20 protein-coding genes are annotated in these 23,237 nt (G+C 72.7%); 4 read left to right on the top strand and 16 right to left on the bottom strand.

Annotated features, from left to right (window positions below; genetic code table 11):
- Positions 1-4: 4 nt before the first annotated feature.
- Positions 5-2,161 carry a VCBS repeat-containing protein gene (locus E4P39_RS05405; protein WP_135135378.1) on the bottom strand — a complete coding sequence of 719 codons (2,157 nt, stop codon included), beginning with the start codon at positions 2,159-2,161 and terminating at the stop codon, positions 5-7.
- Between the two features lie 220 nt (positions 2,162-2,381).
- The gene (locus E4P39_RS05410) at positions 2,382-3,842 is read right to left on the bottom strand and encodes a protein adenylyltransferase SelO (protein ID WP_135135379.1); all 1,461 of its coding nucleotides are present in this window, start codon (positions 3,840-3,842) and stop codon (positions 2,382-2,384) included.
- A 340-nt stretch (positions 3,843-4,182) separates the two neighbouring features.
- Between E4P39_RS05410 and E4P39_RS05415 the strand changes: the two genes are divergently transcribed.
- The gene (locus E4P39_RS05415; RefSeq protein WP_167761625.1) at positions 4,183-4,827 is read left to right on the top strand and encodes a LysE family translocator; all 645 of its coding nucleotides are present in this window, start codon (positions 4,183-4,185) and stop codon (positions 4,825-4,827) included.
- 75 nt (positions 4,828-4,902) lie between these two features.
- On the opposite strand, the gene E4P39_RS05420 is transcribed toward E4P39_RS05415, so the two are convergent.
- From E4P39_RS05420 to E4P39_RS05450, 7 genes are all read right to left on the bottom strand, one after another.
- Positions 4,903-5,169, bottom strand: a complete 267-nt coding sequence (locus E4P39_RS05420) for a WhiB family transcriptional regulator (RefSeq protein ID WP_209306399.1) — start codon at positions 5,167-5,169, stop codon at positions 4,903-4,905.
- Positions 5,170-5,441: 272 nt separating this feature from the next.
- Complete coding sequence (locus E4P39_RS05425) at positions 5,442-6,128, bottom strand: IclR family transcriptional regulator (protein ID WP_209306359.1); 687 nt, start codon at positions 6,126-6,128, stop codon at positions 5,442-5,444.
- Between the two features lie 136 nt (positions 6,129-6,264).
- Positions 6,265-7,476, bottom strand: coding sequence for a fumarylacetoacetase (gene fahA / locus E4P39_RS05430; RefSeq protein WP_135135383.1), 1,212 nt, complete (start codon positions 7,474-7,476; stop codon positions 6,265-6,267).
- Complete coding sequence (locus E4P39_RS05435) at positions 7,473-8,309, bottom strand: hypothetical protein (protein ID WP_135135384.1); 837 nt, start codon at positions 8,307-8,309, stop codon at positions 7,473-7,475. The genes fahA and E4P39_RS05435 overlap by 4 nt, the downstream gene beginning before the upstream one ends.
- Positions 8,306-9,511 carry a homogentisate 1,2-dioxygenase gene (locus E4P39_RS05440; RefSeq protein ID WP_135135385.1) on the bottom strand — a complete coding sequence of 402 codons (1,206 nt, stop codon included), beginning with the start codon at positions 9,509-9,511 and terminating at the stop codon, positions 8,306-8,308. Before E4P39_RS05440 ends, E4P39_RS05435 begins: the two co-directional genes overlap by 4 nt.
- A 61-nt stretch (positions 9,512-9,572) precedes the next feature.
- On the bottom strand, positions 9,573-11,186 hold the full coding sequence (locus E4P39_RS05445; RefSeq protein WP_135135386.1) for an FAD-dependent monooxygenase: 1,614 nt from the start codon (positions 11,184-11,186) through the stop codon (positions 9,573-9,575).
- Between the two features lie 8 nt (positions 11,187-11,194).
- Positions 11,195-12,157 (bottom strand): MBL fold metallo-hydrolase, encoded by a 963-nt coding sequence (locus E4P39_RS05450; RefSeq protein ID WP_135135387.1) that lies wholly within the window; start codon positions 12,155-12,157, stop codon positions 11,195-11,197.
- A gap of 232 nt (positions 12,158-12,389) precedes the next feature.
- Here E4P39_RS05450 and ggt point away from each other — a divergent pair, with 232 nt between their 5' ends.
- The gene (gene ggt, locus E4P39_RS05455; RefSeq protein WP_135135388.1) at positions 12,390-14,237 is read left to right on the top strand and encodes a gamma-glutamyltransferase; all 1,848 of its coding nucleotides are present in this window, start codon (positions 12,390-12,392) and stop codon (positions 14,235-14,237) included.
- Between the two features lie 9 nt (positions 14,238-14,246).
- Here the strand turns inward: ggt and E4P39_RS05460 are convergent, their stop codons facing one another.
- Positions 14,247-15,581 (bottom strand): LCP family protein, encoded by a 1,335-nt coding sequence (locus E4P39_RS05460; protein WP_245159653.1) that lies wholly within the window; start codon positions 15,579-15,581, stop codon positions 14,247-14,249.
- Positions 15,582-15,936: 355 nt separating this feature from the next.
- On the opposite strand from E4P39_RS05460, the gene E4P39_RS05465 reads away from it, so the two are divergent.
- Positions 15,937-16,737, top strand: coding sequence for a carbon-nitrogen hydrolase family protein (locus E4P39_RS05465; RefSeq protein WP_135135390.1), 801 nt, complete (start codon positions 15,937-15,939; stop codon positions 16,735-16,737).
- 93 nt (positions 16,738-16,830) lie between these two features.
- Here the strand turns inward: E4P39_RS05465 and E4P39_RS23155 are convergent, their stop codons facing one another.
- The 4 genes from E4P39_RS23155 to E4P39_RS05480 all read right to left on the bottom strand — a co-directional run bounded on the left by E4P39_RS23155 (position 16,831) and on the right by E4P39_RS05480 (position 20,752).
- Complete coding sequence (locus E4P39_RS23155) at positions 16,831-16,965, bottom strand: hypothetical protein (RefSeq protein WP_280790808.1); 135 nt, start codon at positions 16,963-16,965, stop codon at positions 16,831-16,833.
- Between the two features lie 190 nt (positions 16,966-17,155).
- A complete protein-coding gene (gene katG / locus E4P39_RS05470; RefSeq protein WP_209306360.1) occupies positions 17,156-19,384 on the bottom strand; it encodes a catalase/peroxidase HPI in 2,229 nt (742 codons plus the stop codon).
- A gap of 46 nt (positions 19,385-19,430) precedes the next feature.
- Positions 19,431-19,868, bottom strand: coding sequence for a Fur family transcriptional regulator (locus E4P39_RS05475; protein ID WP_135135391.1), 438 nt, complete (start codon positions 19,866-19,868; stop codon positions 19,431-19,433).
- A 164-nt stretch (positions 19,869-20,032) separates the two neighbouring features.
- On the bottom strand, positions 20,033-20,752 hold the full coding sequence (locus E4P39_RS05480) for a DUF4383 domain-containing protein (protein WP_245159654.1): 720 nt from the start codon (positions 20,750-20,752) through the stop codon (positions 20,033-20,035).
- A 342-nt stretch (positions 20,753-21,094) separates the two neighbouring features.
- On the opposite strand from E4P39_RS05480, the gene E4P39_RS05485 reads away from it, so the two are divergent.
- Positions 21,095-21,469 (top strand): hypothetical protein, encoded by a 375-nt coding sequence (locus E4P39_RS05485; protein ID WP_135135393.1) that lies wholly within the window; start codon positions 21,095-21,097, stop codon positions 21,467-21,469.
- Positions 21,470-21,753: 284 nt separating this feature from the next.
- Here E4P39_RS05485 and E4P39_RS05490 read toward each other — a convergent pair whose 3' ends face one another.
- Together E4P39_RS05490 and E4P39_RS05495 are read right to left on the bottom strand one after the other, a co-directional pair.
- The gene (locus E4P39_RS05490; RefSeq protein ID WP_209306361.1) at positions 21,754-22,431 is read right to left on the bottom strand and encodes a class I SAM-dependent methyltransferase; all 678 of its coding nucleotides are present in this window, start codon (positions 22,429-22,431) and stop codon (positions 21,754-21,756) included.
- Between the two features lie 122 nt (positions 22,432-22,553).
- Positions 22,554-23,174, bottom strand: a complete 621-nt coding sequence (locus E4P39_RS05495) for an antibiotic biosynthesis monooxygenase (RefSeq protein ID WP_135135394.1) — start codon at positions 23,172-23,174, stop codon at positions 22,554-22,556.
- Positions 23,175-23,237 lie beyond the last annotated feature (63 nt).

Here is a 23,237-nt window from a genome sequence, read left to right on the forward strand (position 1 = left end):
GAGGTCAGCTGATACCGGCCCGCTGCAGCACGTTGCGCATCAGTGTGCTCATCACCGGGTCGACGACGAGACTGCCGCCGAAGGTCAGCGAGCCGGCGGCGAAGACGAATCCACCTCCCGGATGGTCGTAGACGGTCATGTCGGCGCCGACGCCACGGGCATCCGGGGCACCCACGGCCAGCCGGGTGAGGCCCGTGGGAAGGACGGACGGCGGCACGAAACGCGGCGACATGGCGCAGTCCGCCGGCGCGGTGGAGGTGGCGCCCGGTCCGTTGCTCGTGTCCACCTCCCAGGCGCTCGCCTTGCCGTTCCCGAACCCGGTGTTCAGGCCCGAGTCGCCGAAGATGTCGCCGTCGGAGACGCCCGTCCCCGCGAACAGGTCGTGCTCGGCGAACTGCACGACGAACGGCGACCCGGGAACCCCACAGCGTTCGGTGGCGACGCCCAGCAGCGAGCGTTCCGGCCGGCCGAGCTGACGGAACAGGGCGTCCTCGCGCGGACCGCCCTCGATGCCGTTGCGGAAGATCATCTCGGTCTGGTTCCGGTCGTACTCACCGACCTCGAAGACGCCGTTCCCGGCGATGTAGATCAGGCTTCCGCCGGCCGCGAGGTAGGCCGCCGCGTTGTCGTACATCTGCGTCGACCAGTACTCCGGATGGGTTCCCACGATCAGGCACGCGTACTGCGCCGCGTCGCAGCCGTCGTTGTGGAAGTCCAGGTCGGTGTACACGTCCGGCCGGAACCCCTCCCGCTCCAGCCAGCCGAGGATCCAGAGCTCACCCCGCGTCAGATGGGGATCGGCGCCCGGTGCCGCCCCCGGCATCGGGCGCAGGAAACTGGTCCGCGCGAGACCCGTGTACTTCGACTGTCCACCCCAGCCGTTGTAGGCCAGCCAGGTGTTGGCGTTGGCCAGCACGGCGATGCGCGAGCGCGCGGCGGGAGCCGGCTTCACGACGAAGGTGATGTCGCACGTGCCGCCCTCGGCGTCCGTGCACGCCGCCGAGTAGATCCCGGAGCGCCAGTCGGGCGGCACGGTGAAGGTGAACGTGTCGCTCCAGTCGCATCCGAACCGCCAGGGGGCGGCCGGCACCGCCTGCCGGGTCGCGGTGAACGGCACGGTCCGCAGGGTGACCGAGGTGAGGGTCGCCGAGGTGGAGACGTGCCGCCGGAAGGAGGCCGTCGACATGCCCGTGCCCGACATGCGGAACGCGATCGACTCGCCAGGGGCCACCGAGAGCGGCCAGCAGTAACCCTCGATCGGCCGGAGGGAGGACTTCGCCACCCAGACCGAGCCGTCCGTCGAGTGGTAGCCGACGGCGTCCTCCCAGAGGTCCCCGTCGAAGCTGCCCGCGGCCAGCTGCCAGGGACTGGGCGGGGACACCGTCGCCCACGGCTCGGGAAACGTGAAGGAGCCGCCGCCGTTCTCTCCGACCCACACCGTGCCGTTGCCGGAGTGGTAGGCCAGCAGGTCGGCCTTGGCCCGGCCGGTGAAACGGCCGGCGGCGATCTGCCAGCCCCCGGCGGGCTGCAGCCCCGCCCACTGGCTCACCACGAAGCCGGAGCCGTGGTTCTCGCCGACCCGCACCGACCCGTCGGCCGGGTTGTACCCGACCACGTCGGTGCGGCCGTCACCGACGAAGTCCGCCGTCGCTACCTGCCAGCCCGGACCCGGCGGCAGGGTGCCCCACTGCTGCATCGCGAAGCGGGTGCTCAGGTTCTCGCCCACCCACAGCGTGCCGCTGCCCGCATGGTGGGCCAGGAGATCGGCCTTCGCCTTCCCGGTGAAGAAGCCTGCGCCGATCTGCCACCCCTGGGCGGGTGACAGGGTCGCCCATTGCCTGAACGCGAACGTCGAGCCCCGGTTCTCGCCGACCCACACGCTGCCGTTGCTCGGGTGGTAGCCGACGACGTCGGCCCGCCCGGTGCCGGTGACGTCGCCGACCACCAGCTGCCAGCCGGCCGCCGGACTCAGCGTCGCCCAGGGTGCGGTGAAGGTGAAACCGGCGCCGTCGTTCCTCCCGACCCACAGCGTGCCGTTGGCCGGCCGGTACGCGAGGAGATCGCTCCGGGAAGGATCCGCGAACGATCCGGCGCGGATCACCCAGCCGCCGGGTGGCGAGAGCGTCGCCCGACGGTCGAGCCGGAACACCCGGTCTGGCACGGCATTCTCCTCCCGCAGGGACAGCCCGTCGGGGAGCAGCGGGAGTCTCGGAACGCAGGGCGACCGCTACGGACTACTCCGGCGCTCGGACGCGTGTCAAGAAGGCTGCTCGCCGTCGCCGGATGCCGGGACATGTCGGAGGACGGCGGAACGGTCGGCCGACGACCCCGGTCCGGCGCCTCGCCGGCGTGCGCGATCTGTGCACCGCAGGCGGCGAGCCTCAGGTTCCGCAGAAGGTCCGGTAGGCGCCGAAGTCCGGTGGGGCGGGGGCGGCGTAGCGCTCGAGGCCCGGGCGCTCGTCGTACGGCGCCGTCACCGCCTCCAGGAGCCGGCCGAGTGGATCGAGGTCGCCACCGGTCGCTGCCTCGAGGGCCTCCTCGACGAGGTGGTTGCGGGGGATGTAGACGGGGTTGACCCGGTCCATGACGTCGGCGTCCGGGTCCAGGGCGCGCCACCGCTCCAGCCAGCCGTCGACGGCCGCGAGGTCCAGGAAGAGGTTGCGCGCCGGCTCTGCGTCGCCGCGGGCGGCGCTGCCCAGGGCACGGAAGAACGACGTGTGGTCGACGTGGTCGGCCTGCAGCAGGCCCAGCAGCTCGTCGGCGAGCGCCGACACCTCGGCGTCCGGCTCGTGCCGCAGCCCCAGCTTGACCCGCATGCCGGCCGACCACGCGGCGTCGTACCGCGGACGGAAGGCGCCGAGCGCCTCCACCGCGAGGGCGACCGCCTGCTCGGGGTCGTCGTGGAGAAGGGGCAGGAGCGCCTCGGCGAGCCGGGCGAGATTCCACTCGGCGACGAGCGGCTGGTTGCCGTAGGCGTAGCGGCCGCCGTGGTCGATGGAGCTGTAGACCGTGGCCGGGTCGAAGGCGTCCAGGAAGGCGCACGGCCCGTAGTCGATCGTCTCGCCCGAGATCGTCATGTTGTCGGTGTTCATGACCCCGTGGACGAACCCCACCGTCATCCACCGGGCCACCAGCGACGCCTGGGCGGAGACCACCCCCTCGAACAGTGCGAGGTAGGGACGGTCGGCGTCCGCGGCGCCGGGGTGGTGACGGGTGATCGCGTGGTCGGCGAGGCGGCGCAGCAGGTCGAGGTCCCGCGTGGCGGCGGCGTACTGGAAGCTCCCCACGCGCAGGTGGCTGGCGGCCACCCGGGCCAGCACGGCTCCCGGGAGCAGGGTCTCGCGGCGGACCGGGCGTCCCGTCGCGACGACGGCGAGGGACCGCGTGGTGGGGATGCCGAGGGCGTGCATCGCCTCGCTGATCACGTACTCGCGCAGCATCGGACCGACCGCGGCCAGACCGTCGCCGCCGCGCGCGAACGGCGTGCGCCCGGAGCCCTTGAGGTGCAGGTCGCGGAGCATGCCGCCGGCATCGACCAGCTCGCCGAGCAGGAGTGCGCGTCCGTCGCCCAGGCGCGGCACGTACCCGCCGAACTGGTGCCCGGCGTAGGCCTGCGCCACCGGGGTCGCACCGCTGGGGACGCGGGTGCCGAGCAGCAGGCCCAGCCCCTCGGCGCCGCGCAGCCAGGCCGGGTCGAGGCCGAGCTCGCCGGCCAGCTGCTCGTTCAGCACGAGCAGCTCCGGGTCCGGAGCCTCCTCGGCCTGCCAGGGAAGAGCCATCTCCGGAAGCTCGCGGGAGAAGCGGTCGTCGAGGGGAACGGTCGTTGACGGTGCGACGCTCACGCGGGCGAGACTACGTCGGATCGATCGGCCGGCGGCCGCTCCGGCGGGGTACCTGCCGGGTCCCGGAGACACATCGCCCGCCCCGGTCTGCGCTGTCTCCGGCCCGGGCCCGGTGCTCGCCCACGTCGCCGGCGAGGGCGTTCCTTGCTACATGGCGCACCCGCATCGTCGGGCAGCCCGGCCGGCTACGTGTGTCCCGCCGTGCCCGTATCAGCGCGGGGTGGCCGCGCCTCCTCCGGGTGAGGCCCCGGATCCGGGGTCCACGTGCCGGTTGCCGGCGACGTCCCGCCCGCACGGGGGGCGTCCGCCGGACCGCGGCGCGGCGGGAATCGAGGTCGCGGTGGACGGCATCTGGGCGTTCCTGGTGGTGACGGTGACGCTGTCGATCTCACCCGGGCCGGACGACGTCCTCGTGCTTCGCAGTTCGCTGCGTGGCGGACCCCGCCTGGGCATGGCCACCGTCGCGGGGGTGGCGGCAGGATCGCTCGCCTGGGGTGTCGCCACCGCGGTGGGCCTCGCCGCGGTCGTGGCCCGGTCGGCTCCGGTCTACGAGATCCTCCGCCTGTCGGGGGCCTGCTATCTCGTGCTGCTCGGCCTCACGCCTCTGCTCGCCGGCGTGCGGGGCCGCGCACGGCGCGGCGTTCCGCTTCCTCCGCTCGACTCCGCCCGGCAGCCACGCGCACCGGGCGGTGCGTGCGGCGCCTTCTCCGCCGGCCTGATGAGCGACCTGCTCAATCCGAAGATCGGCCTGTTCTACGTCGCCGTGGTGCCGCAGTTCGTGCCGCCGGGCGCCGCCGGGCTGCAGTACTCGCTGCTGCTGTGCCTGATCGACATCGGCGTCGCGACGACCTGGCTCGGTGCCCTCGCGTGGCTCGCCCACGGCGCGGTGAACTGGCTGCTGCGACCCCCCGTGGTGCTGTGGTCGCAGCGGCTCCTCAGCACCTGCCTCATCGGCCTCGGCGCCTCCACGGCGGTCGGCCTGTAGAACGCGACCGGTCGGGGTCGTGCGACGGGCGGAGGAACCCTCTCTGCCCGAGCCGAACGACCGGCTCGGCCGGTGTCAGGCGCTGATCGTGTCCCGCCGCTGCAGGCGCAGCCGACGGCGCTCCCGCTCGGACAGACCGCCCCAGATGCCGAATCGCTCGTCGTTGGTCAGCGCGGCCTCCAGGCACTCGGTACGCACCGAGCACCCGGCGCAGACGCGCTTCGCCTCGCGGGTGGAGCCGCCCTTCTCGGGGAAGAAGGCCTCCGGGTCGGTCTCCGCGCACAGCGCGTCGAGCCGCCATGCCTCGTCGGCCGTGGAGACCGCGGTCCACGGCGTCGGCAGGGGATCGGCGGCCGCAGTCGCGGAGGAATCCGTGAGCAGGGTCAGGAACGGGCGGGAGAAGGAAGACACGGGAAGCTCCTCATGGTGGTCGTGCCGGGGTGCCGGCCGTAACGGATCGGCACGGACTGGCTGCTTTCCGTGACGTTACGGAGTCCCTCCCCGGGTTGGCACCGGCAGAATCCGAACGAAACCGTCTCGTCCGGTTGGTGGTTTGTGTCGACATGTCGATGCCGGGCCGCCGGCCTCGGCCGCCGTCCCGGGGGTGCGGGAGGTCAGCGGAGCGCTGCCGCTACCTTCTCCGCCGCGGTCGTCACGGCGCGGCCGACCTCGTCCACGTCCGCCGATTCGTCGACGTAGACCACGGCCAGCGCGGCTCGTGCCCCTCCGTCGGGACCCAGGACCGGGACGGCGACCGAGCGCAGGCCGGCGATCACCTCGCCGTGCGAGCTGGCCCAGCCCTTGCGCCGCGCCTCCACCAGGGCCTCCCGGTCGTCGGCTGACGGCGGCTCGGGCATGAGGAGCGCGAGCCCCGGTGCGCCGCGGCCGACGGGGTGCCGCGTGCCGGGCCGGTAGACGACGTGTGCTGCCGTGTCCTGCGGCTCGACGCTGGCAACGGTCACCGCTTCGTTCCCCGCGCGGACGACGAGGAAGGCGGTCATCCCCAGCTCGGCGACCAGGGCGTTCAGCCGCGGGAGCGCGGCGGTCTGCAGGTCGGTCCGCACACCCCGAGCCAGCCCGGCGATGCCCAGTCCGAGCCAGTAGTGCCCGACGGCGTCCCGCTCGACGAGCTGGTGGTCCTCGAGGGTGCGCAGCAGCCGGTAGGTGATCGACCGGTGCAGCCCCAGGGCCTGACCGATCTCGGCGATCGGCTGGGGAGTGCCGACCGCGGCCAGGTGCTCGAGGATCCGGATCCCGCGGTCCAGGGTCTGCGACTGCGGTGCGGCTCCCTCGTCTGCCACCGTCGCCCTCCTCTCCCTCATGAGCCGGGATCGCCGTACGGTCGCCGCCGGCACAGGCCGGGCACATCCCGCGGTCCTCCGGGCGGGGCTGCGACTCCCGTGCGATGCGGGAAGCCGGCGGGCGGGAGGGCGGTGCTCATCGCGCCGGCTCGATCCGCCCGGTCACGTCCCCGAATGCGATCCGGGTGCCGTGGGGCCCCGGCGCGGTGGCGGTGATCGTGACGAGGTCGCCGTCCTCGAGGAAGGTGCGCGTGGTGCCGTCGGGCAGGCGCAACGGCTCCTTCCCACCCCAGGAGAGCTCGATGAACGAGCCGCGCTGGTCCGCTTGCGGGCCGCTGACCGTGCCGGAGGCGTACAGGTCCCCGGTGCGGAGGCTGGCGCCGTTGACGGTCATGTGCGCCAGCTGCTGCGCGGGCGTCCAGTACATGAGGTCGAACGGCGGGCAGGAGACGATCTCGCCGTTGAGGCGGACCTCGATGGCGATGTCGAGGCCCCAGGGCTCGCCGTCGGTGTCGTCGAGGTAGGGGAGCGGCCGGGGGTCGCGCGCCGGCGGCGTCACCCGGGCGGCCTCGAGTGCGGCGAGCGGCACCACCCAGGGCGAGACCGACGTGAGAAAGGACTTACCGAGGAACGGGCCCAGCGGCACGTACTCCCAGGACTGCAGGTCCCGCGCGGACCAGTCGTTGACGACGCAGGCGCCGAACACGTGGTCGGGGAAGGCGCTCAGGGGTACGCGGGTGCCCGGCTCGGAGGGCGTGCCGACGACGAAGCCGATCTCCGCCTCGATGTCGAGCCGCTGGGACGGGCCGAACGTGGGTGCATCGTCGGTCGGTGCCTTGCGCTGGCCCGACGGGCGGAGAACCGGGGTGCCGGAGACCTGCACGGTGCCGGCGCGGCCGTGGTAGCCGATCGGCAGGTGCTTCCAGTTCGGTGTCAGCGGCTCCGAGTCGGGGCGGAACATCCGGCCGAGGTTCTCGGCGTGGTGCTGCGAGCTGTAGAAGTCGACGTAGTCGGCCACCTCCACCGGCAGGTGCATCGTCACCTGGCTCCGGGGCACCAGGTGGGGTGCCACGGTGCCGCGGTGCCCGTCATCGGTGAACCACGCGGTGAGCTGGGCGCGCAGCTCCCGCCACGCCTCCGGGCCCCGGGCGAGAAAGGCGTTGAGCGAGCCGGTGGCATGTACGCCGTCGCCCGTCGCGGCGGCCAGGTCGAGCACGAGGTCGCCGATGGCGACTCCCGTGCGCCGTCCGGTGCCGGGCGTGGAGAAGACGCCGTAGGGCAGGTTGCCGACGCCGAAGCCGGTGTCGGCGGGCAGGTCGAGCCAGGTGGGGGGTGCTGTGGTCGTCACGCCGGGATCCGTTCACGGGTCAGCAGGCCGAGGGTGACGAGGTCGTCGACCGGCTCGAGGACGCTGCAGGTGCCGAAGGAGGTGAAGGTCGAGCGGGCACGAGCGGCCCGCTCCGCGGTCCAGGAGCGCAGCGGCCCGACGAGAGCCCCGGCGTCGGTGCCGCGGAGGTGCTCCGCGGCGGTCCCGGCCGGCGCGCCCTCGGTGAGCGCGGACGCGGCCACGAGCACGTTGAGGAAACCGTGGTGCGCGAAGCCGGTGCCGGGATCGGTGTGGCGGACGGCGTGGTGCAGCCCGGCGGTGCACTTCACGGCCAGCCCACGGCCGACGCACGCGGAGAGTGTCGCGGCGAGCTCCTCCGGAGTGGGGAACAGCTCGGCGCGCATGCCGCCCGTGCGCAGCTTGGCGCGGTACCGGGTGCCGGCGAGCTCGTCGAGCACCGCGTCCCGGGCCGCCGAGCGCGGCACCTCCACCGCGGCGGACCCGCTCTCGGGCAGGACGTCGTCGAGCACGCGTACGGCCTCGCGGGCCGCGGTGCCGTCGGGAACGGCCGGTACCTCGACGGCGGCCAGCACGAGTCCCGGGTCCCGCGACACGCGGGCCGCGGCGGCCGGGAGGTCGCCGGCCGCCGCGATCAGCGAGACGCCGACCGGTTCGCCCTTCCCGAGGTGGGTGGACAGCTCGTCGAGCCGGGCGGCCGGCACGACGAACGGGCCGACCAGCCCGCCCAGACGGGCCCGCAGCTCCCGGTGCGCCGGTACGGCGTCGGCCATCGGCGCGTTCCCGGGCGGGAAGAGGGCCGCATCGTCGAAGAGGCCCGCGAAGAGCGCCGTCATGCCGACGGTCCCCGGCCCGACCACGACCAGGCGTACTTGCCGTCGTCCGTGGCCGTTCCGGCCTCGCCCAGGTCCAGCGGGCGGAACGTGTCCACCATGACGGCGAGCTCGTCGAAGTACTCGGTGCCGAGCGAGCGCTCGACGGCCCCGGGCTGCGGGCCGTGGCTGTGCCCTCCGGGGTGCACGGAGATCGAGCCCTTGCCGATGCCCGAGCCCTTGCGGGCCTCATAGTCGCCGTCGACGTAGAACATGATCTCGTCGGAGTCGACGTTGGAGTGGTAGTAGGGGACCGGCACCGCCTGCGGGTGGTAGTCGACCTTCCGGGGCACGAAGTTGCAGATCACGAAGTTGTGGCCCTCGAACACCTGGTGCACCGGCGGCGGCTGGTGGACCCGGCCGGTGATCGGCTCGTAGTCGGCGATGTTGAACGCGTACGGATAGAGGCAGCCGTCCCAGCCGACGACGTCGAAGGGGTGCTCCGGGAGGACGTGGACGGTGCCCGTGAGCCCGCCGGGCCCCGCGCCGCGGTGCTTGATGTAGACCTCGACGTCGGTGCCCTCGCCCAGCAGCGGCTCGAGGGGAGCGCGCAGATCGCGCTCGCAGAACGGCGCGTGCTCCAGGAACTGCCCGTACTTCGAGAGGTACCGCCTGGGCGGGACGATGTGGCTGTTGGCCTCGATGACGTAGGTGCGCAGCGGCTCGCCGCCGGTCGGGATCCACCGGTGGGTGGTGGTCCGCGGCAGGATCACGTAGTCGCCCTGTGACACCTCCAGCGCACCGAAGGTCGTCTCCACCGTGGCGCTCCCACGCTCGACGTAGACGCACTCGTCGCCGGTCGCGTTGCGGTAGTAGGGGGAGGTCGCCGAGGAGACGGCGTAGGAGATCCGGACGTCGCCGTTGCCCAGCACCAGACGCCGGCCGGTGACCGGGTCGGTGGCCTTGTGCTCCTCGCCGGGGAACAGGTCGTGCAGCTTCAGGTGCCGAGGCACGAGCGGGCTGTTGGGGGTGAGCGTCTGGTCGGACAGCTCCCACGGGCGGGCGTCGACGATCGCCGACGGGATGCCGCGGTGGTAGAGCAGCGAGGAGTCCGAGGAGAAGCCCTCCTCGCCGATGAGCTCCTCGGCGTAGAGGCCGCCGTCGGGACGGCGGAACTGGGTGTGGCGCTTGGGTGGGACCTCGCCCACCTGCCGGTAGAACGCCATGGGGTCACCTCTCGTGGTGGACAGGGGCCGGAATCGCGCTCTTGGCCCCCCGGGATGTCGGTCAGGCGGGGACGGGACTGGGGACGGGGCAGGTGAGCAGCCGGGCCACCGCGGGGGCGACGTCGGCGGCACGGGTGAGGACGGCGGCCACGTGGCCGTCGGGGCGCAGCACCCAGATCTCGTCGGGCCGGGCGCCGAGGGCCTGGCGCAGCGTGGGCCCCGCATCGAGGTCGGCGATGCGGTGCACCCCGACGGGGAGATCGCCGGCGAGCGACTCCGGCACCGACGGGATCGGGGCGTCGTCCCCGACGAGCACGGTGACGCCCTCGCGGGCCAGCTGGCGCAGCCGGACGACGTCCGGACGCCCCCGAACGGTGATCGGGCAGTCGGGCACCAGCACACCGGGCGCCGGGACGGGCACGTCGCCACGTGCGGGCCGTCCAGGGAACGGACGACGCTCGTCCGGCGTGGTCAGCGGCGAGTCGACGTACCAGAACGGCTCGGCGAGCCGGCCGGAGTCGACCTGGGCCCGCGCCTCCGGGTCGGTCGCGGCCCGCTCCAGCACGTCGAGACGGCGGCGTGCCTCCTCGTCGCTGCCCGGTACGAGGAACCGCATGGTGTCGCCGGTGACCTCGATGTTCTCCAGTGCCGCGGCGTGCCGCTCGTCGTGGTAGCTGTCGAGCAGCGACTCCGGGGCCCACCCACGGGCGACGAAGGCGATCTTCCAGGCGGCGTTCTCCGCGTCCAGGACGCCGGAGTTCAGGCCCCGCGCGCCGAAGGGGGAGACGAGGTGGGCGGCGTCACCCGAGACGAGCACCCGGCCGACCCGCATCCGGTCGACGACCCGGGAGTGGAAGCGGTAGACCGACTTCCACACGATCTCGTAGGGCCGGTCGCCGATCACCTGGCGGATGCGCCGGTCCAGACCCCCGGAGGACTCCTCGACGGCCAGGTCGAAGTCGGCCGGCACCTGCCAGTCGATCCGGAACGTGGAGTCGGGGCAGGGATGGATGAGCACCTGGCGGCCGGGATTCCACTCCGGGTCGAAGTAGAACCGGCGCTCGGACTCCCAGCCGGGCAGATCGGTACGGATGTCGCAGATCAGGAAGTGGTCGTCGAACGTCTCGCCCTCGAACGTGAGGCCGAGCGCGGAGCGCACCTCGTCGCTGCGCGGTCCGGGGCAGGCGACCGCGTAGGAGCCGGTCACCGGCACCGGGCCGTCGGGGGTCGCGCAGGTGACGGTCACGCCCGACTCGTCCTGCTCGATGCCGGTGACCCGATGACCCCAGCGGACCTCGATCAGCGGCTCGGCCGCGATCCGCTCGTCGAGGAGCCGCTCGGTCTCGCACTGCGAGATGTTCACGAACGGCGGGAACGGTGACTTGCCGCGGTCGGCGAACTGGAAGTGGAACAGCTCGGTGTCGCGGTGGAAGGTCCGCGCGGTGGTCCAGGTGACGCCCCGCCGGGCCACCTCCGCGCCGACGCCGACCGAGTCCCAGACGTCGATGACGTCACGCTGCTGGCAGATCGCCTTGCTGCCGATCAGATCGCGCTCGGGCCGGCCGTCGAGGACGACGACCGACAGGCCCCAGCGCGCGAGGAGGAGGGCCGCGGTCTGGCCGACCGGGCCGCAGCCCAGGACCAGCACCGGGGTGCTCGGAGGAGGAGTGGTCATCGCCGCCGTCAGCCCTGCAGCTCGTCCCAGACCTGGCGGTCCCGCTCGGCCGTCCAGATCACCGGGCGCTCGATGCCGTCGAACTCGTCCCACAGGCGCTGGACGTCGAAGGGCAGGCAGTGCTCGAAGATGGGCCAGGCGCCGTACTTCGGGGCGAGGGCCTCGTGGGTGGCGGCGAACGCGTCCTTGAGGGTGCCGCCGGAGCGGTGTGCCTCCCCGACCGTCCGGTGCATCGTGAGCAGGAAGTCGCGGGTCTGCTCGATGGCGGCGTCCACCTCGTCCCGGCCGTGGGCGATGGCGCCCCGGCCGCCGACGAGCTGGCGGGCACCGAGCGCCTTGACCCGGTCGAGGGTGTCGGCGGCCCAGTCGAAGTGGAAGGCGTCGCCGGTGTAGAGCGCGGCCTGGGACTCCACGAGGTCGCCGGCGAAGACGATCTCGTGCTTGGGGATCCAGGCGACGATGTCGCCCTCGGTGTGGCCCCGGCCGAGGAACTCCAGGACGAGGTCGCCCCGGTCGCCGCCGAGCTCGATGGTGAGCCTGTCGCGGAAGGTCATCGTCGGCCAGGTGAGCCCCGGGATCGACTCGGGCTCCTCGAAGAGCCGCGGCATCCGGCCGTACTCGCTCTCCCAGTCCTGCTGGCCGCGCTCGGCGATCAGGTGCTTGGTCTGCTCGGAGCTGACGATCACCTCGGCGTCGAACGCGCTGGCGCCGAGGACGCGGACGGCGTGGTAGTGGCTGAGCACCAGGTAGCGGACCGGCTTGTCGGTGTGCTCGCGCAGCTTGGCCAGCCAGCGCCGGGCGGCGACCGGTGTGGCCAGCGCCTCGAAGCAGACGAGGAAGTCCTCGCCCTCGATGGCGCCGAGGTTGGGGTCACCTGCCGCCGTCAGTGCGTACACGCCGTCGGCGAGCACCTCGAGGGTCTGCTGCTTGACGCCGAGATCGGCGGAGGATGCGAAGGGCTTGGCTGCCATGAGGCGCTCCAGACGTGGTCTAGTTCTGATAGCGAACCCCGTGTTCTTTTCTCGACCCGACGGTACGGGGAAGTGGCGCGCGGCACAAGCAGCTCGCCGGCGACGATCCGCAAGGACCGGGTGCCCCGCGGATTGCCCGACAGTTCGGCACCCGGGCCCGGACCGGCTGGCGCGACGGCGCCTTGGGGTGTCCGATGTGGACCTGCGCATCGATGACCCTCGAGGAGTCTCCATGTCGCGTCGGCGTACCACGCTGCTGGCTCTGACCGGGCTGACCGCCACCGCCCTCGCGGCCGCTCCGCCCAGCGCCGCCGCCGTCGAGCCGGTGCCGGAGAAGCAGCCGCTGGCGATCGGCACCGGGGGCGCGGTCGCGGCGGTCGACCCGGACGCGACGCGGGTGGGCCTCGACGTCCTGGCGGCCGGTGGCAACGCGGCCGACGCGGCGGTCGCCGCAGCCGCGGCCCTGGGTGTGACGGAGCCCTATTCGGCCGGGATCGGAGGCGGCGGATTCTTCGTCTACTACGAGGCCGCGACCGGCGAGGTCTCCGCGATCGACGGCCGGGAGACGGCGCCCCTCGCGATGGGCGCCGGCGCCTTCCTGGACGAGGCGGGTGACGCCCTGCCCTTCGCGGAGGCCGTGCAGAGCGGACTGTCGGTGGGCACGCCGGGCACGCCGCTCACCTGGGCGCGGGCACTGGAGGAGTTCGGCACCCTGTCGCTCGCGGAGGCGCTGGAGGGTGGGATCCGGCTGGCCGACGAGGGCTTCGTCGTCGACGAGACGTTCCGGCAGCAGACCGCGGACAACGAGGAGAAGTTCCGCCTGTTCCAGCCGACTGCCGAGCTGTTCCTCCCGGACGGCGCCCTTCCCGAGGTGGGGTCCGTGTTCCGCAATCCCGACCTGGCAGGCACCTACGAGGTGCTCGCCGGCAAGGGCGTGGAGGCGATCTACACGGGCGAGCTGGCGGAGGAGATCGTCGAGACGGTCCAGGATCCGCCGGAGGCGGCGGGCGCCGCTGAGGTGCGACCGGGACTGCTCGAGCCGGTCGACCTGGCGCGCTACGACGCCCCCATGCGCGAGCCGACCCGCATCGACTACCGGGGACTCGAGATCTACGGGATGGCCCCGCCGTCGAGCGGCGGCTCGACCGTCGGGGAGGCCCTGAACATCCTCGAGCGGTTCCCGCTGAGCTCCATGGCCGACGTGCCGGTCCTGCACTCCTACCTCGAGGCGAGCGCACTGGCCTTCGCCGACCGCAACGCCTACGTGGGTGACCCCGCGTACTCGCAGGTGCCGCTGGCGCAGCTGCTGTCCGACGAGTTCGCGGCGGAGCGGGCGTGCGCCGTCGACCCGGTCGCGGCACTCGACAAGCCGACGGCCGCGGGCAGCCCGGACGGCGAGTACGGGCCGTGCCCCGCGGAGGACGGGCCGACCGCGGGGGAGGGCGCCGAGGGGCTCTCCACGACCCACCTCACGGTCGGCGATGCGGCGGGGAACATCGCGAGCTACACCCTGACCATCGAGGCCACCGGCGGCAGCGGGATCACCGTGCCCGGCCGCGGGTTCATCCTCAACAACGAGCTGACCGACTTCACGTTCAAGGCCGCCGACCCGACCCGGCCCGAGCCGAACCTGCCCGCCCCGGGCAAGCGCCCGCGCAGCAGCATGTCGCCGACCATCGTGCTCGACGACGGCAACCCGGTCCTGGCCCTCGGTTCTCCGGGTGGCAGCACGATCATCACGACGGTGCTGCAGACGCTGGTGAACCGCATCGACCGGAACCTCGACCTCGCGGAGGCGATCGCCGCGCCCCGCGCCAGCCAGCGCAACTCTCCGACGCCCGATGCGGAGCCGGCGTTCATCGAGCTCTACGGCGGCGACCTCGGGGCGCTGGGGCACGAGTTCGTCCCCGTGGCCGAGCTCGGCGCGGCGACGGGTGTCGAGTACCTGCCGGGGGGCCTGCTGCTGGCCGCCGCCGAGCCCGAGCGACGCGGCGGGGGCAGCGCCGGCGTCGTGCAGGACGTCACCGGGGACGTCGGGCCCGACGACCCGCAGTTGGCGCCGGAACTCGGGCAGAACTGACGCCGTCCCCTAGTAGATGCAGCTGGAGTCCGCCGCCGTCCGCTCGTTGCCGGCGTCGCTGCCGTCGGTGTCCGCCGGCGCCTGCGCGGTGACCGCCTCGCCGATGCCGTTGTAGTCGGAGCCGATGACCAGCTGGACGGTTCCCGCCGGCAGGCTGTCGTCGACGGCGAGCGCCGCGCCGGGCACCTGTGCGGCCACCAGCGCCGCGGCGGCCTCGTCCCCGGAGGCATGCCGGACCGTCGTCGTATCGGTGGGGTCGGCGTTGCCGCCACTGCCGGCCTCGAAGCCGGCGGTCGACAGCGCGGTCGCGGCGGTCGCGGCGGCCCCCGGGATCCCCGAGCCGTTCAGGACGCTCACCGTCACCGCGCCGGGCGACACCGGCGGAGCCTCACTGGTCGGCGCCGCGGACGACGTGCTCGCGGCGGGCGGGGCGGTCAGCGAGTCGAAGAAGGCCTCGACCTCCGCTTCGCCGGGCGGCTCGAGGACGTCGGCGCCGTCGATCCGGGCGGGCGTCAGCCCGGGGATGGTCTGGAACGTGATGGCCCCGGGCTGGACGCCCTGCATCTGCCCCGCCAGGTCGAAGATGTCCAGCCCCTGATCCAGGGTGACGCTGCTTCCGAGCTGCTCGACGATCGCCTTCTGCTTGCCGAGGTCGAGCAGCAGGTCGGTGGACAGGATGTTGCGCAGCATGCCCGCGATGTAGACCTGCTGCCGGACGACCCGGTCGAGGTCGAAGTTCGGCAGGCCGTGCCGCTGCCGGACGAACTTCAGCGCATCGTCCCCGCCGATCGTCTGGACGCCGGCCGGGAAGTCCGCGCCGGAGAGGGAGTCGCTGGTCGCCTGGCACAGGTTGACCTGCACGCCGCCGACGATGCGGCTGAGGTTGATGAAGCCCAGCAGGTCGATCGCGGCGAAGTGGTCGATCCCCAGGCCCGTGAACTGGCTGACCGTCTGGGTGAGCAGCTGCGCTCCGGCGGAGTCCTTCTCCGCGTCGCTGCCCTCCGCCGCGTTGTAACCGCGGGAGTAGGCCGAGTTCAGCCTGCCCATCCCGTGCTCGGGGATGGGGACGTAGGTGTCGCGCGGCAGGGAGACGAACGACGCCCCGGATCCGTCGCCGGGGAGGTGGACCAGCATCATCGAGTCGGTGTTGAGCACCCCGTCGGGGTCGCCGGTGCTGAACTCCGCCTGCTGCTCTGCGGTCAGCCCGGTGCGGGAGTCCATGCCGACCAGCAGCAGGTTCATCTCCTGACCGGCCCGATCTCCGCCGACGATGGCGTCGGTGCGGTTCACGCTGGCCTCGGCCACGCGGACGAGGTACCAGCCCCAGCCGCTACCGGCGAGCACCAGCGCGCTCAGCAGCGCGGCGACCAGGCGCGCCGTCGTGACGGCCCGAGCCGACCCCCGACCACGGGTCGTGCGCGCCGTTGCTTCCCGCGAAGAGTCCCGGCCCGCGCGTGGGTCCAGATGTGGGGGCAGGGGACGCCGCTGGTCCCGGCTCACCGTCGGGTCCGGTCGTCCCGGCCGAGGGGGCGGGCAATGACGGCGTGGCGACCCGGCGGTGCCAGGACTGGAAATCGCCGGGGCACGGCTGAGAGGGTGCCATTGCAGCGTCGATGTTCGGAAGACCGTCGTGCCCGAGCCGTCCCCCGGGTCGTTCCGGCGTATCGGAACACCGTCCCGACCGGAGAGGAGAACGCCGATGAGACTGGCCCTGTGCCAGATGCTGTCCACGGCCGACAAGGACGTCAACGGCAAGACGGTCGCCGAGATGGCGCGGCAGGCCGCGGCGGAACGGGCCGACCTCGTCGTCTTCCCCGAGTTCGCCATGTACGCGATGCCGGCCATGTCGCCGGAGTTCGTCGCCGCCGCAGAGTCCCTCGACGGCCCGTGGGTCAGCGGGATCCGGGCACTCGCCGTCGAACTGCGGGTGGCGATCGTGGTGGGTCTCGTCGAGCCCTCGGACGATCCCGGAAAGGCCTACAACACGCTGCTGTTCGTGGGTCCCGACGGGAGGGACCTGGCCGTCTACCGCAAGCAGCACCTGTACGACGCGTTCGGATACCGCGAGTCCGACCACATCTGCGCGGGACCGTTGGGCGCGCCGCCGGTGGTCCGGATCGGCGACGTCAGCGTGGCGATCGCGACCTGCTACGACCTGCGCTTCCCGGAGGTGGCCCGGCTCGCGGCCGATGCGGGCGCCGAGCTCCTGGTCTACCCGGCCGCGTGGGTGCCCGGCCCCCGCAAGGAGGACCACTGGAAGGTCCTCGCGCGGGCCCGGGCGATCGAGAACACCGTCTTCACGGCCGGCGTCGGGCAGGCACCGCCCGTGGGCATCGGCTCGACACTCATCACCGACCCGTCGGGCCTGGTCGTGGGCGAGCTCGGTGAGTCCACCTCCGCAGTGCTCGTTCGCGACATCGATCCTCGGCGGGTCTCGGAGGTCCGGCTGACCAACCCGAGTCTGACCAACCGCCGCTACCGGATCTCCACTCCGGACTGATGGACGTCGCCGACCGAGGATTCCGCCCAGGGGCGATCCGGCGCCCGGGCCGTGAGGCAGGAGGCCGGCTCGCCTGAGGGTCGTGCTGTGTCCTCACCCCCGCACGGGTGTGCGCTCGACACCCCGAGCGGACCCGCGTGCACCCAGGTCGCCGATGCCCAACCCGCCCAGCACGGCGTCGAGCACGTCGATGGGCTCCTGCGTCGGCTCCTCGCTCGGAACCGTCACCTCCTCGGCGCGCGCGTGGACCGAGTCCACGAACGTCGACCAGGTCGGCCACGGCGGAACGCCGAGGCGATCCCGCGTGCTCGCCCACGGCTGGCGGGGACCCCATGCCAGCCGCCGATGATGGCGAGGTCGTACAGGGTGCACAACCGTCCTGGGGAACGGCTGCGAGCGACCGGTGCCGACCCGGGAATCACGCGAGGTCGTACCGGTCGAGGTTCATGACCTTGTCCCACGCGGCCACGAAGTCCCGTACGAACTTCTCCTCGGCGTCGGCGCACGCGTAGATCTCCGCGATGGCCCGGAGCTGGGAGTTGGAACCGAAGACGAGGTCGGCGGCGGTCGCGGTCCACCGGACGTTCCCCGAGGCTCGGTCCCGCCCCTCGTACACGTGCTCGGAGGCGGATCCCTTCCAGTCCGTGCCCATGTCCAGCAGGTTCACGAAGAAGTCGTTCGTCAGCGACCCCGGGCGGTCGGTGAGGACGCCGTGCGCGGCTCGGCCGTGGTTGGCGTCCAGGGCCCGCATCCCGCCGACGAGGACCGTCATCTCGGGCGCGGTCAGGTTCAGCATGAAGGCCCGGTCCACCAGCAGGGTCTCCGGCGAGAGCTTCTCCCCGACCCGGAGGTAGTTGCGGAAGCCGTCCGCGGTGGGCTCCAGCACGGCGAACGTCTCGACGTCGGTCTGCTCCTGCGAGGCGTCCGTCCGCCCCGGCGCGAACGGCACCGTGATGTCGTGCCCGGCGTCCCGCGCCGCCTGCTCCACGGCCGCGCACCCGCCCAGGACGATCAGGTCGGCGAGCGAGACCCTCTTCGCGCCGGACTGCGTGCCGTTGAAGCCGCCCAGGACCTGCTGGTAGACGGGCAGCACCCTGGCCAGCTCGGCCGGGTCGTTGACCTCCCAGTCCCGCTGGGGCTCGAGGCGGATCCGCGCTCCGTTGGCCCCGCCCCGCTTGTCGGTCCCGCGGAAGCTGGCCGCCGACGCCCAGGCGGTGCCGACCAGCTGAGGGATGGAGAGCCCGGAGTCGAGGAGCGTGCGCTTGAGGATCGCGACGTCGTCGTCCCCGATCAGCTCGTGGTCCACCGGGGGAACGGGGTCCTGCCACAGCTGTGGCTCCGGCACCCACGGGCCCAGGTAGCGCGAGAGTGGCCCCATGTCGCGGTGCAGCAGCTTGAACCAGGCCTTGGCGAACGCCTCGTCGAGCTGCTGCGGGTTCTCGAGGAAGCGCTGCGTGATGGGCCCGTAGACCGGGTCCATTCGGAGCGCGAGGTCCGTCGTCAGCATCATCGGGGCGTGCCGCCTCGACGGGTCGTGCGCGTCGGGGACGGCGTCGGCCGCGGCACCGGCCTGCGGCTTCCACTGCTTCGCGCCGGCGGGGCTCTCGGTCAGCTCCCACTCGTGCCCGTACAGGTTCTCCAGGAAGCCGTTGTCCCACGTCGTCGGGTCGTTGGTCCACGCGCCTTCGAGCCCGCTGGTGAGCGCGTCACGGCCCACGCCGCTGCCGTAGCTGTTCCGCCAGCCGAGGCCCTGCTGCTCGAGAGGGGCGGCCTCCGGCTCCGGGCCGATGTACTCGGGGCTGACGGCACCGTGGCACTTGCCGACGTTGTGGCCGCCGACGATGAGCGCGACCGTCTCCTCGTCGTTCATGGCCATGCGACCGAACGTGTCGCGGATGTCGCGGGCGGCGGCCAGCGGGTCCGGATTGCCGTTGGGCCCCTCCGGGTTCACGTAGATCAAACCCATCTGCACGGCGCCGAACGGTCCGGTGAGCTCCCGGTCGCCGCTGTAGCGCTCGTCGCCGAGCCAGGTGTCCTCCGGCCCCCAGAAGATCTCCTCGGGCTCCCAGATGTCCTCCCGCCCGAAGGCGAAGCCGAACGTCTGGAAGCCCATCGACTCGTAGGCGCAGTTGCCGGCGAAGATCAGCAGGTCGGCCCAGGAGATCGCGCGGCCGTACTTCTGCTTGATCGGCCAGAGCAACCGGCGTGCCTTGTCGAGGCTCGCGTTGTCGGGCCAGCTGTTGAGCGGGGCGAAGCGCTGCGCGCCGGAACCGCCACCTCCGCGGCCGTCGGCGATCCGGTAGGTGCCCGCGGCGTGCCAGCTCATCCGGATGAAGAGCGGCCCGTAGTGGCCGTAGTCGGCCGGCCACCAGTCCTGCGACGTCGTCATCAGGGAGAACAGGTCCCGCTTCAGCGCCTCGACGTCGAGGGTCGCGAACGCCGCGGCGTAGTCGTAGTCCTCACCCAGCGGGTGGGGCCGGGGCTCGTGCGCGCGGAGAACCGACAGGTCCGGCTGGTTCGGCCACCAGTCCCGGTTCGTCCGCGGCCGGGTCGACGGCTTCGGGGTGGGGCTGGGGATCGCGGGATTCTCGCTCTCGCTGATGCTGCCGGTCGCGTTCTTGTCGCTCTCGCCGAAGGTCTCGGTCACGTCGGTCCTCTTCCCTGTCTCGCGGTTTCCTCGGATGTGCCGGTCGTCAGCCGCTGGACGTCGATGCCGCGACACACTCCGGGCATCGACCCCAGTAGATGACCTCGGCGTCGTTGATCTCGTAGCCGGACCCGTCGGGGGGAGTCAGACAGGGCGCGTCGCCGACCGCGCCGTCGACGTCGGCGATGGCACCGCACGACCGGCAGACGAGGTGGTGGTGGTTGTCCCCGACCCGCGCCTCGTAGCGCGCCACGGAGCCCGACGGCTGGAAGCGCCGGATCAGGCCGGCGTCGGTGAGGTCCCGCAGCACGTCGTAGCCGGCCTGGTGGGACACCTCGCCGAAATCGCGGCGCACGAGCGCGAGGACCGAGTGGGTGTCCGCGTGCGGATGGTCGTGCACCACGGACAGCACCGCGAGCCGGGGGCGGGTCACGCGCAGCCCGGCTCCGCGCACCATGCGCTCGTAGTCCGAGGACGTCGGCACCCGCCGAGCGTGGCCCCAGATCTGGAATCGATCAACCCTTGCGCGCTCCGGCGCTCGAACTCGCGCCCGGCCGGGCAGCGGCGGCCATGCACGTCCTCGCGGGCCCGGTGCCGCGACCGGCGACGGGGGCGCGGTCCGAGGGCGCAACGACCGCCCGGGCGCCGTCAGAGGCGGCCTGTGCCGATCCGGTGCCAGGGGAGGCGTCGACCACCGCGCGGGTGGGGGAGGGGTACCGCAGGGTCGGTCGATCCGCCGTCCTGGCGGGCCCGCCGCTCATCCGCCGCCTCGAGCTCCATCCACACCCGCCGACGCTCCGCTCGTGTGTGCAGCTGCGCCATCGCGTGCACCCGGGCGTACTGGGCCGCAGAGGCGGTGTGCTGGACGACGGCGACCTCCGCCTCCCGCATCGCGTCCTCGGCAGCGGCCTCCTCCGCCGTGCCGGGGAGTTCGTCGGCGTAGTCCGCGTCGGCCGACGGGTGCGCGTACGGACTGTCCGGCGGCAGGTGACCGCCGATCCGGCCGTAGGCGCCGAGGAGCAGGAGAAGCAGCCCGACGATGACGGAGAAGATCACGTTGCTGAACGAGAACGCCAGCCAGTTCAGGCGGGTCCCGATCACGATCGCATGGACGCCCGCCGACAGCAGGAACAGCGGGCCGAGGACGAGCATCACCGAGGATGCGGTGCGTGGACCGTGCGCCGCGGCGGCGAGGAGCACGAGCGCGACCACCACCGAGAGCGTCGACAGCAGGCCGTTGGAGGACATGCCCAGGACCGGTTCACCTGGGGTCGAGAGGAACTCCTGCCCGCTCGCGAAGCCGAGCAGGGCGAAGACGAGCAGGAAGAGCGCCACGAGAACGGCGCCGACGCGCTGGACGGCATACACGCGGTCCCCGAGGTGAGGCGGTTCCTCGGAGCGGGCGGTGCCTGCCGTCCTTCGGTGGGGGAGGTGCAGTCGCTGTGCCATGGGGGGCTCCGGTGTGCAGGGACGTGGTCCATTGTCCGCTTCTTCGGCTCCCCGGGCGGCGATGCGTACGTTGTTCCTTTGACTTTCCGGCCTGCCGCCGGCTGAGCCGGCGGGGTCCGGCGGGCCACAGCGGCCGTGCCACAGCGTCCGTGCCGCAGCGTTCCTGCGGCTGGTCCTGGCGGCCCGCCAGGGCCGCGCACAGGTCACTCGACAGCATCGATCGGCCGATGTTCGACTGCCCGTCTGCGGAGGAGGCGGGAGATGGCGGAGTACCGGGTCAACGAGGCCGGGATCGCCCACGCGCGGCACCTGATCGACGCCCGTCAGTACGTGCTCCGCAGCGAGTGGGGCCGCGTGCAGCCCTCCGCCGAGGACGAGAACGCCTACCTCGCCCGGCACACCTGGGACGAGTACTCCGCGTGGTATCTCGGGCTCACCGACGGTGCGAACGACGGCACCAAGGCCCGGTACGCCTTCGTCTACGGCGACTTCCGGCGCCTGCACCGCATGGGCATCATCGCCTGCCACTACCGCGCCGCCGAGTGGGGTCACAAGGAGATCGAGCTCGCCGCGCACGACCTCCTCCAGCGACTCGACGCCACACGGGCCGAGCCGGGGGACCGGAGGCGCCGCTGACCGCCGGACGGCGCCGGCCCGGACGGGCGGGATCTCTGCCGCCAGGTCGCTGACGGCTTGACCGCGCCCCGAAAACGCTGCTCCTGCCACCGCGGCGTCACGCCCGCTGGATCGCGCTGTTCGGCTCGCCGGCCGGCACGATGATTGCGACGGAGAAGCCCCGCGCTCGCCGGCCGCCGCTGGGGATTCGGGACCGGTCAGCCGCCCCGGACGTGCGCTCATCGATCGCCGACGCACACGAACGCCGGGGTGAGAATGCGATGGCGCGGCTACGAACGCGAAGCTCAGGCACGTGCCCGGTAGAAGGTGAACCGGCCGACATGGCGGCGGGCGTCCGAGCCGGTCTCGCTCACGTCGAGGAAGCCGGCGCGGCGGAGCAGGTCCGGAATGCCCCCGCCGACCTCCCCCTCCGTCAGCTCGTGCCGGTGCGCCCGGCGGGCGATCCAGCCGTCGGCGTGGGCGTCCGCCCCGCCGATGTCCACCAGGTGCAGGGCGCCGCCGGGGCGCAGCACCCGTCGCACCTCCCGCATCGCCGGCTCCCTCCGGTCGGCGGGCACGTGGTGGAGCATGAAGGACGAGAGGACGACGTCCACGCTGTCGTCGGCGTACGGGAGCTCGTCTGCGTACCCGCGGTCGAGTTGGACGGCCAACCCGCGGCGGTGGGCCTTCCGCTGGGCGCGGGCCAGCGCGGTCAGGTCGGGGTCCACGCCCACGACGGTCGCGGCCGGCTGGCTCCGCTTGGCCGCGAGCAGCAGGTTGCCGGTGCCACAGCCGATCTCCAGGACACGATGTCCCGGGCGGACCCCGGCCTGCCCGAGCAGCCGAACGTGGACCCGTCGGATGCCGAGCAGCCGCGTCAGCGGGTCGTACAGCGGGAGCAGCCAGTTCCGCCGCATCCCGGGAAGGAAGGGGCGCTCCTCGCCGCTGATCGCCGTCCGACCGCCCGCCACTTCCCCACTCACGTCTGCTGCCTCCGCTGTCGCGTGCACGGCCCGTCCACGACCGTCCGCGCGCGCCAGGGGCGATGGACCCCGCCGGCCCAGGGGGGTCCATCGTCTCGGGTGGCGCCGCGCCGACCGGCCGGTCAGACCGTCTCGGGTACCCGCAGGTGGGCGAGCGCGAGGTCGAACTCCGCCACCTCCTCGATCTGCATCGACATCCTCGCCACGAACTCCTCGCGCAGGGTCGTGAACTGGTCGCGGGTGTGCGCCATCGCCTCGCGGCTCTCGAACACGACCGCGGAGGCGCATCGCCCCTCCCGGCGGTCCACCATGAGGCTGTTGCTGCAGAACCCCGACGTCTCCTCCCACCACGGCATCAGGCTGTCCCGGTAGGCGTGGATCACCTGGTCGAGGTTCGCCGCGTCGGTCCGGGTCCACGTCACCCGTGCGCAGGCCCCGTCCCCGGCCTGGTGCGTCCGGTGCAGGACGGCGATCTCCCACTCGTGGATCTCCGGCGTGCCGCCGAACCTCTCGGCAGCCTGTTCACGGGACCCGCGGATCCGCTCCGCGCTGTCGCGCATCGCCTCCTCGGTCTGCCAGGCGCTCGTGACGATGCACCGACCGGTGTCGCGGTCGGTCAGCAGCGAGATCCCGATGGAGCCCTCCAGCTGCGTGACCATCGGCGTGACGTCGTCGCGGACGTAGGTGACGAGGTCGTCGAGGGCCTCGGGGCGGACCCGCATCGTGGTGGATCGGGCGTACATGCCACCACTCCTTCCAGGGAACGGCGACGCCCCTGCGGCACCGCCGCGCACCTCACTGTGCTC

Source organism: Blastococcus sp. CT_GayMR19 (genome assembly GCF_004570385.1).
GTDB lineage: Bacteria > Actinomycetota > Actinomycetes > Mycobacteriales > Geodermatophilaceae > Blastococcus_B.

Excerpts from the sequence above, each read along its gene's own strand:
- E4P39_RS05435 (WP_135135384.1), bottom strand. The coding sequence starts at position 8,309 with ATGACGGCGCTCTTCGCGGGCCTCTTCGACGATGCGGCCCTCTTCCCG.
- E4P39_RS05440 (WP_135135385.1), bottom strand. The coding sequence starts at position 9,511 with ATGGCGTTCTACCGGCAGGTGGGCGAGGTCCCACCCAAGCGCCACACC.
- E4P39_RS05445 (WP_135135386.1), bottom strand. The coding sequence starts at position 11,186 with ATGACCACTCCTCCTCCGAGCACCCCGGTGCTGGTCCTGGGCTGCGGC.
- E4P39_RS05450 (WP_135135387.1), bottom strand. The coding sequence starts at position 12,157 with ATGGCAGCCAAGCCCTTCGCATCCTCCGCCGATCTCGGCGTCAAGCAG.
- ggt (WP_135135388.1), top strand. The coding sequence starts at position 12,390 with ATGTCGCGTCGGCGTACCACGCTGCTGGCTCTGACCGGGCTGACCGCC.
- E4P39_RS05465 (WP_135135390.1), top strand. The coding sequence starts at position 15,937 with ATGAGACTGGCCCTGTGCCAGATGCTGTCCACGGCCGACAAGGACGTC.
- E4P39_RS05485 (WP_135135393.1), top strand. The coding sequence starts at position 21,095 with ATGGCGGAGTACCGGGTCAACGAGGCCGGGATCGCCCACGCGCGGCAC.
- E4P39_RS05495 (WP_135135394.1), bottom strand. The coding sequence starts at position 23,174 with ATGTACGCCCGATCCACCACGATGCGGGTCCGCCCCGAGGCCCTCGAC.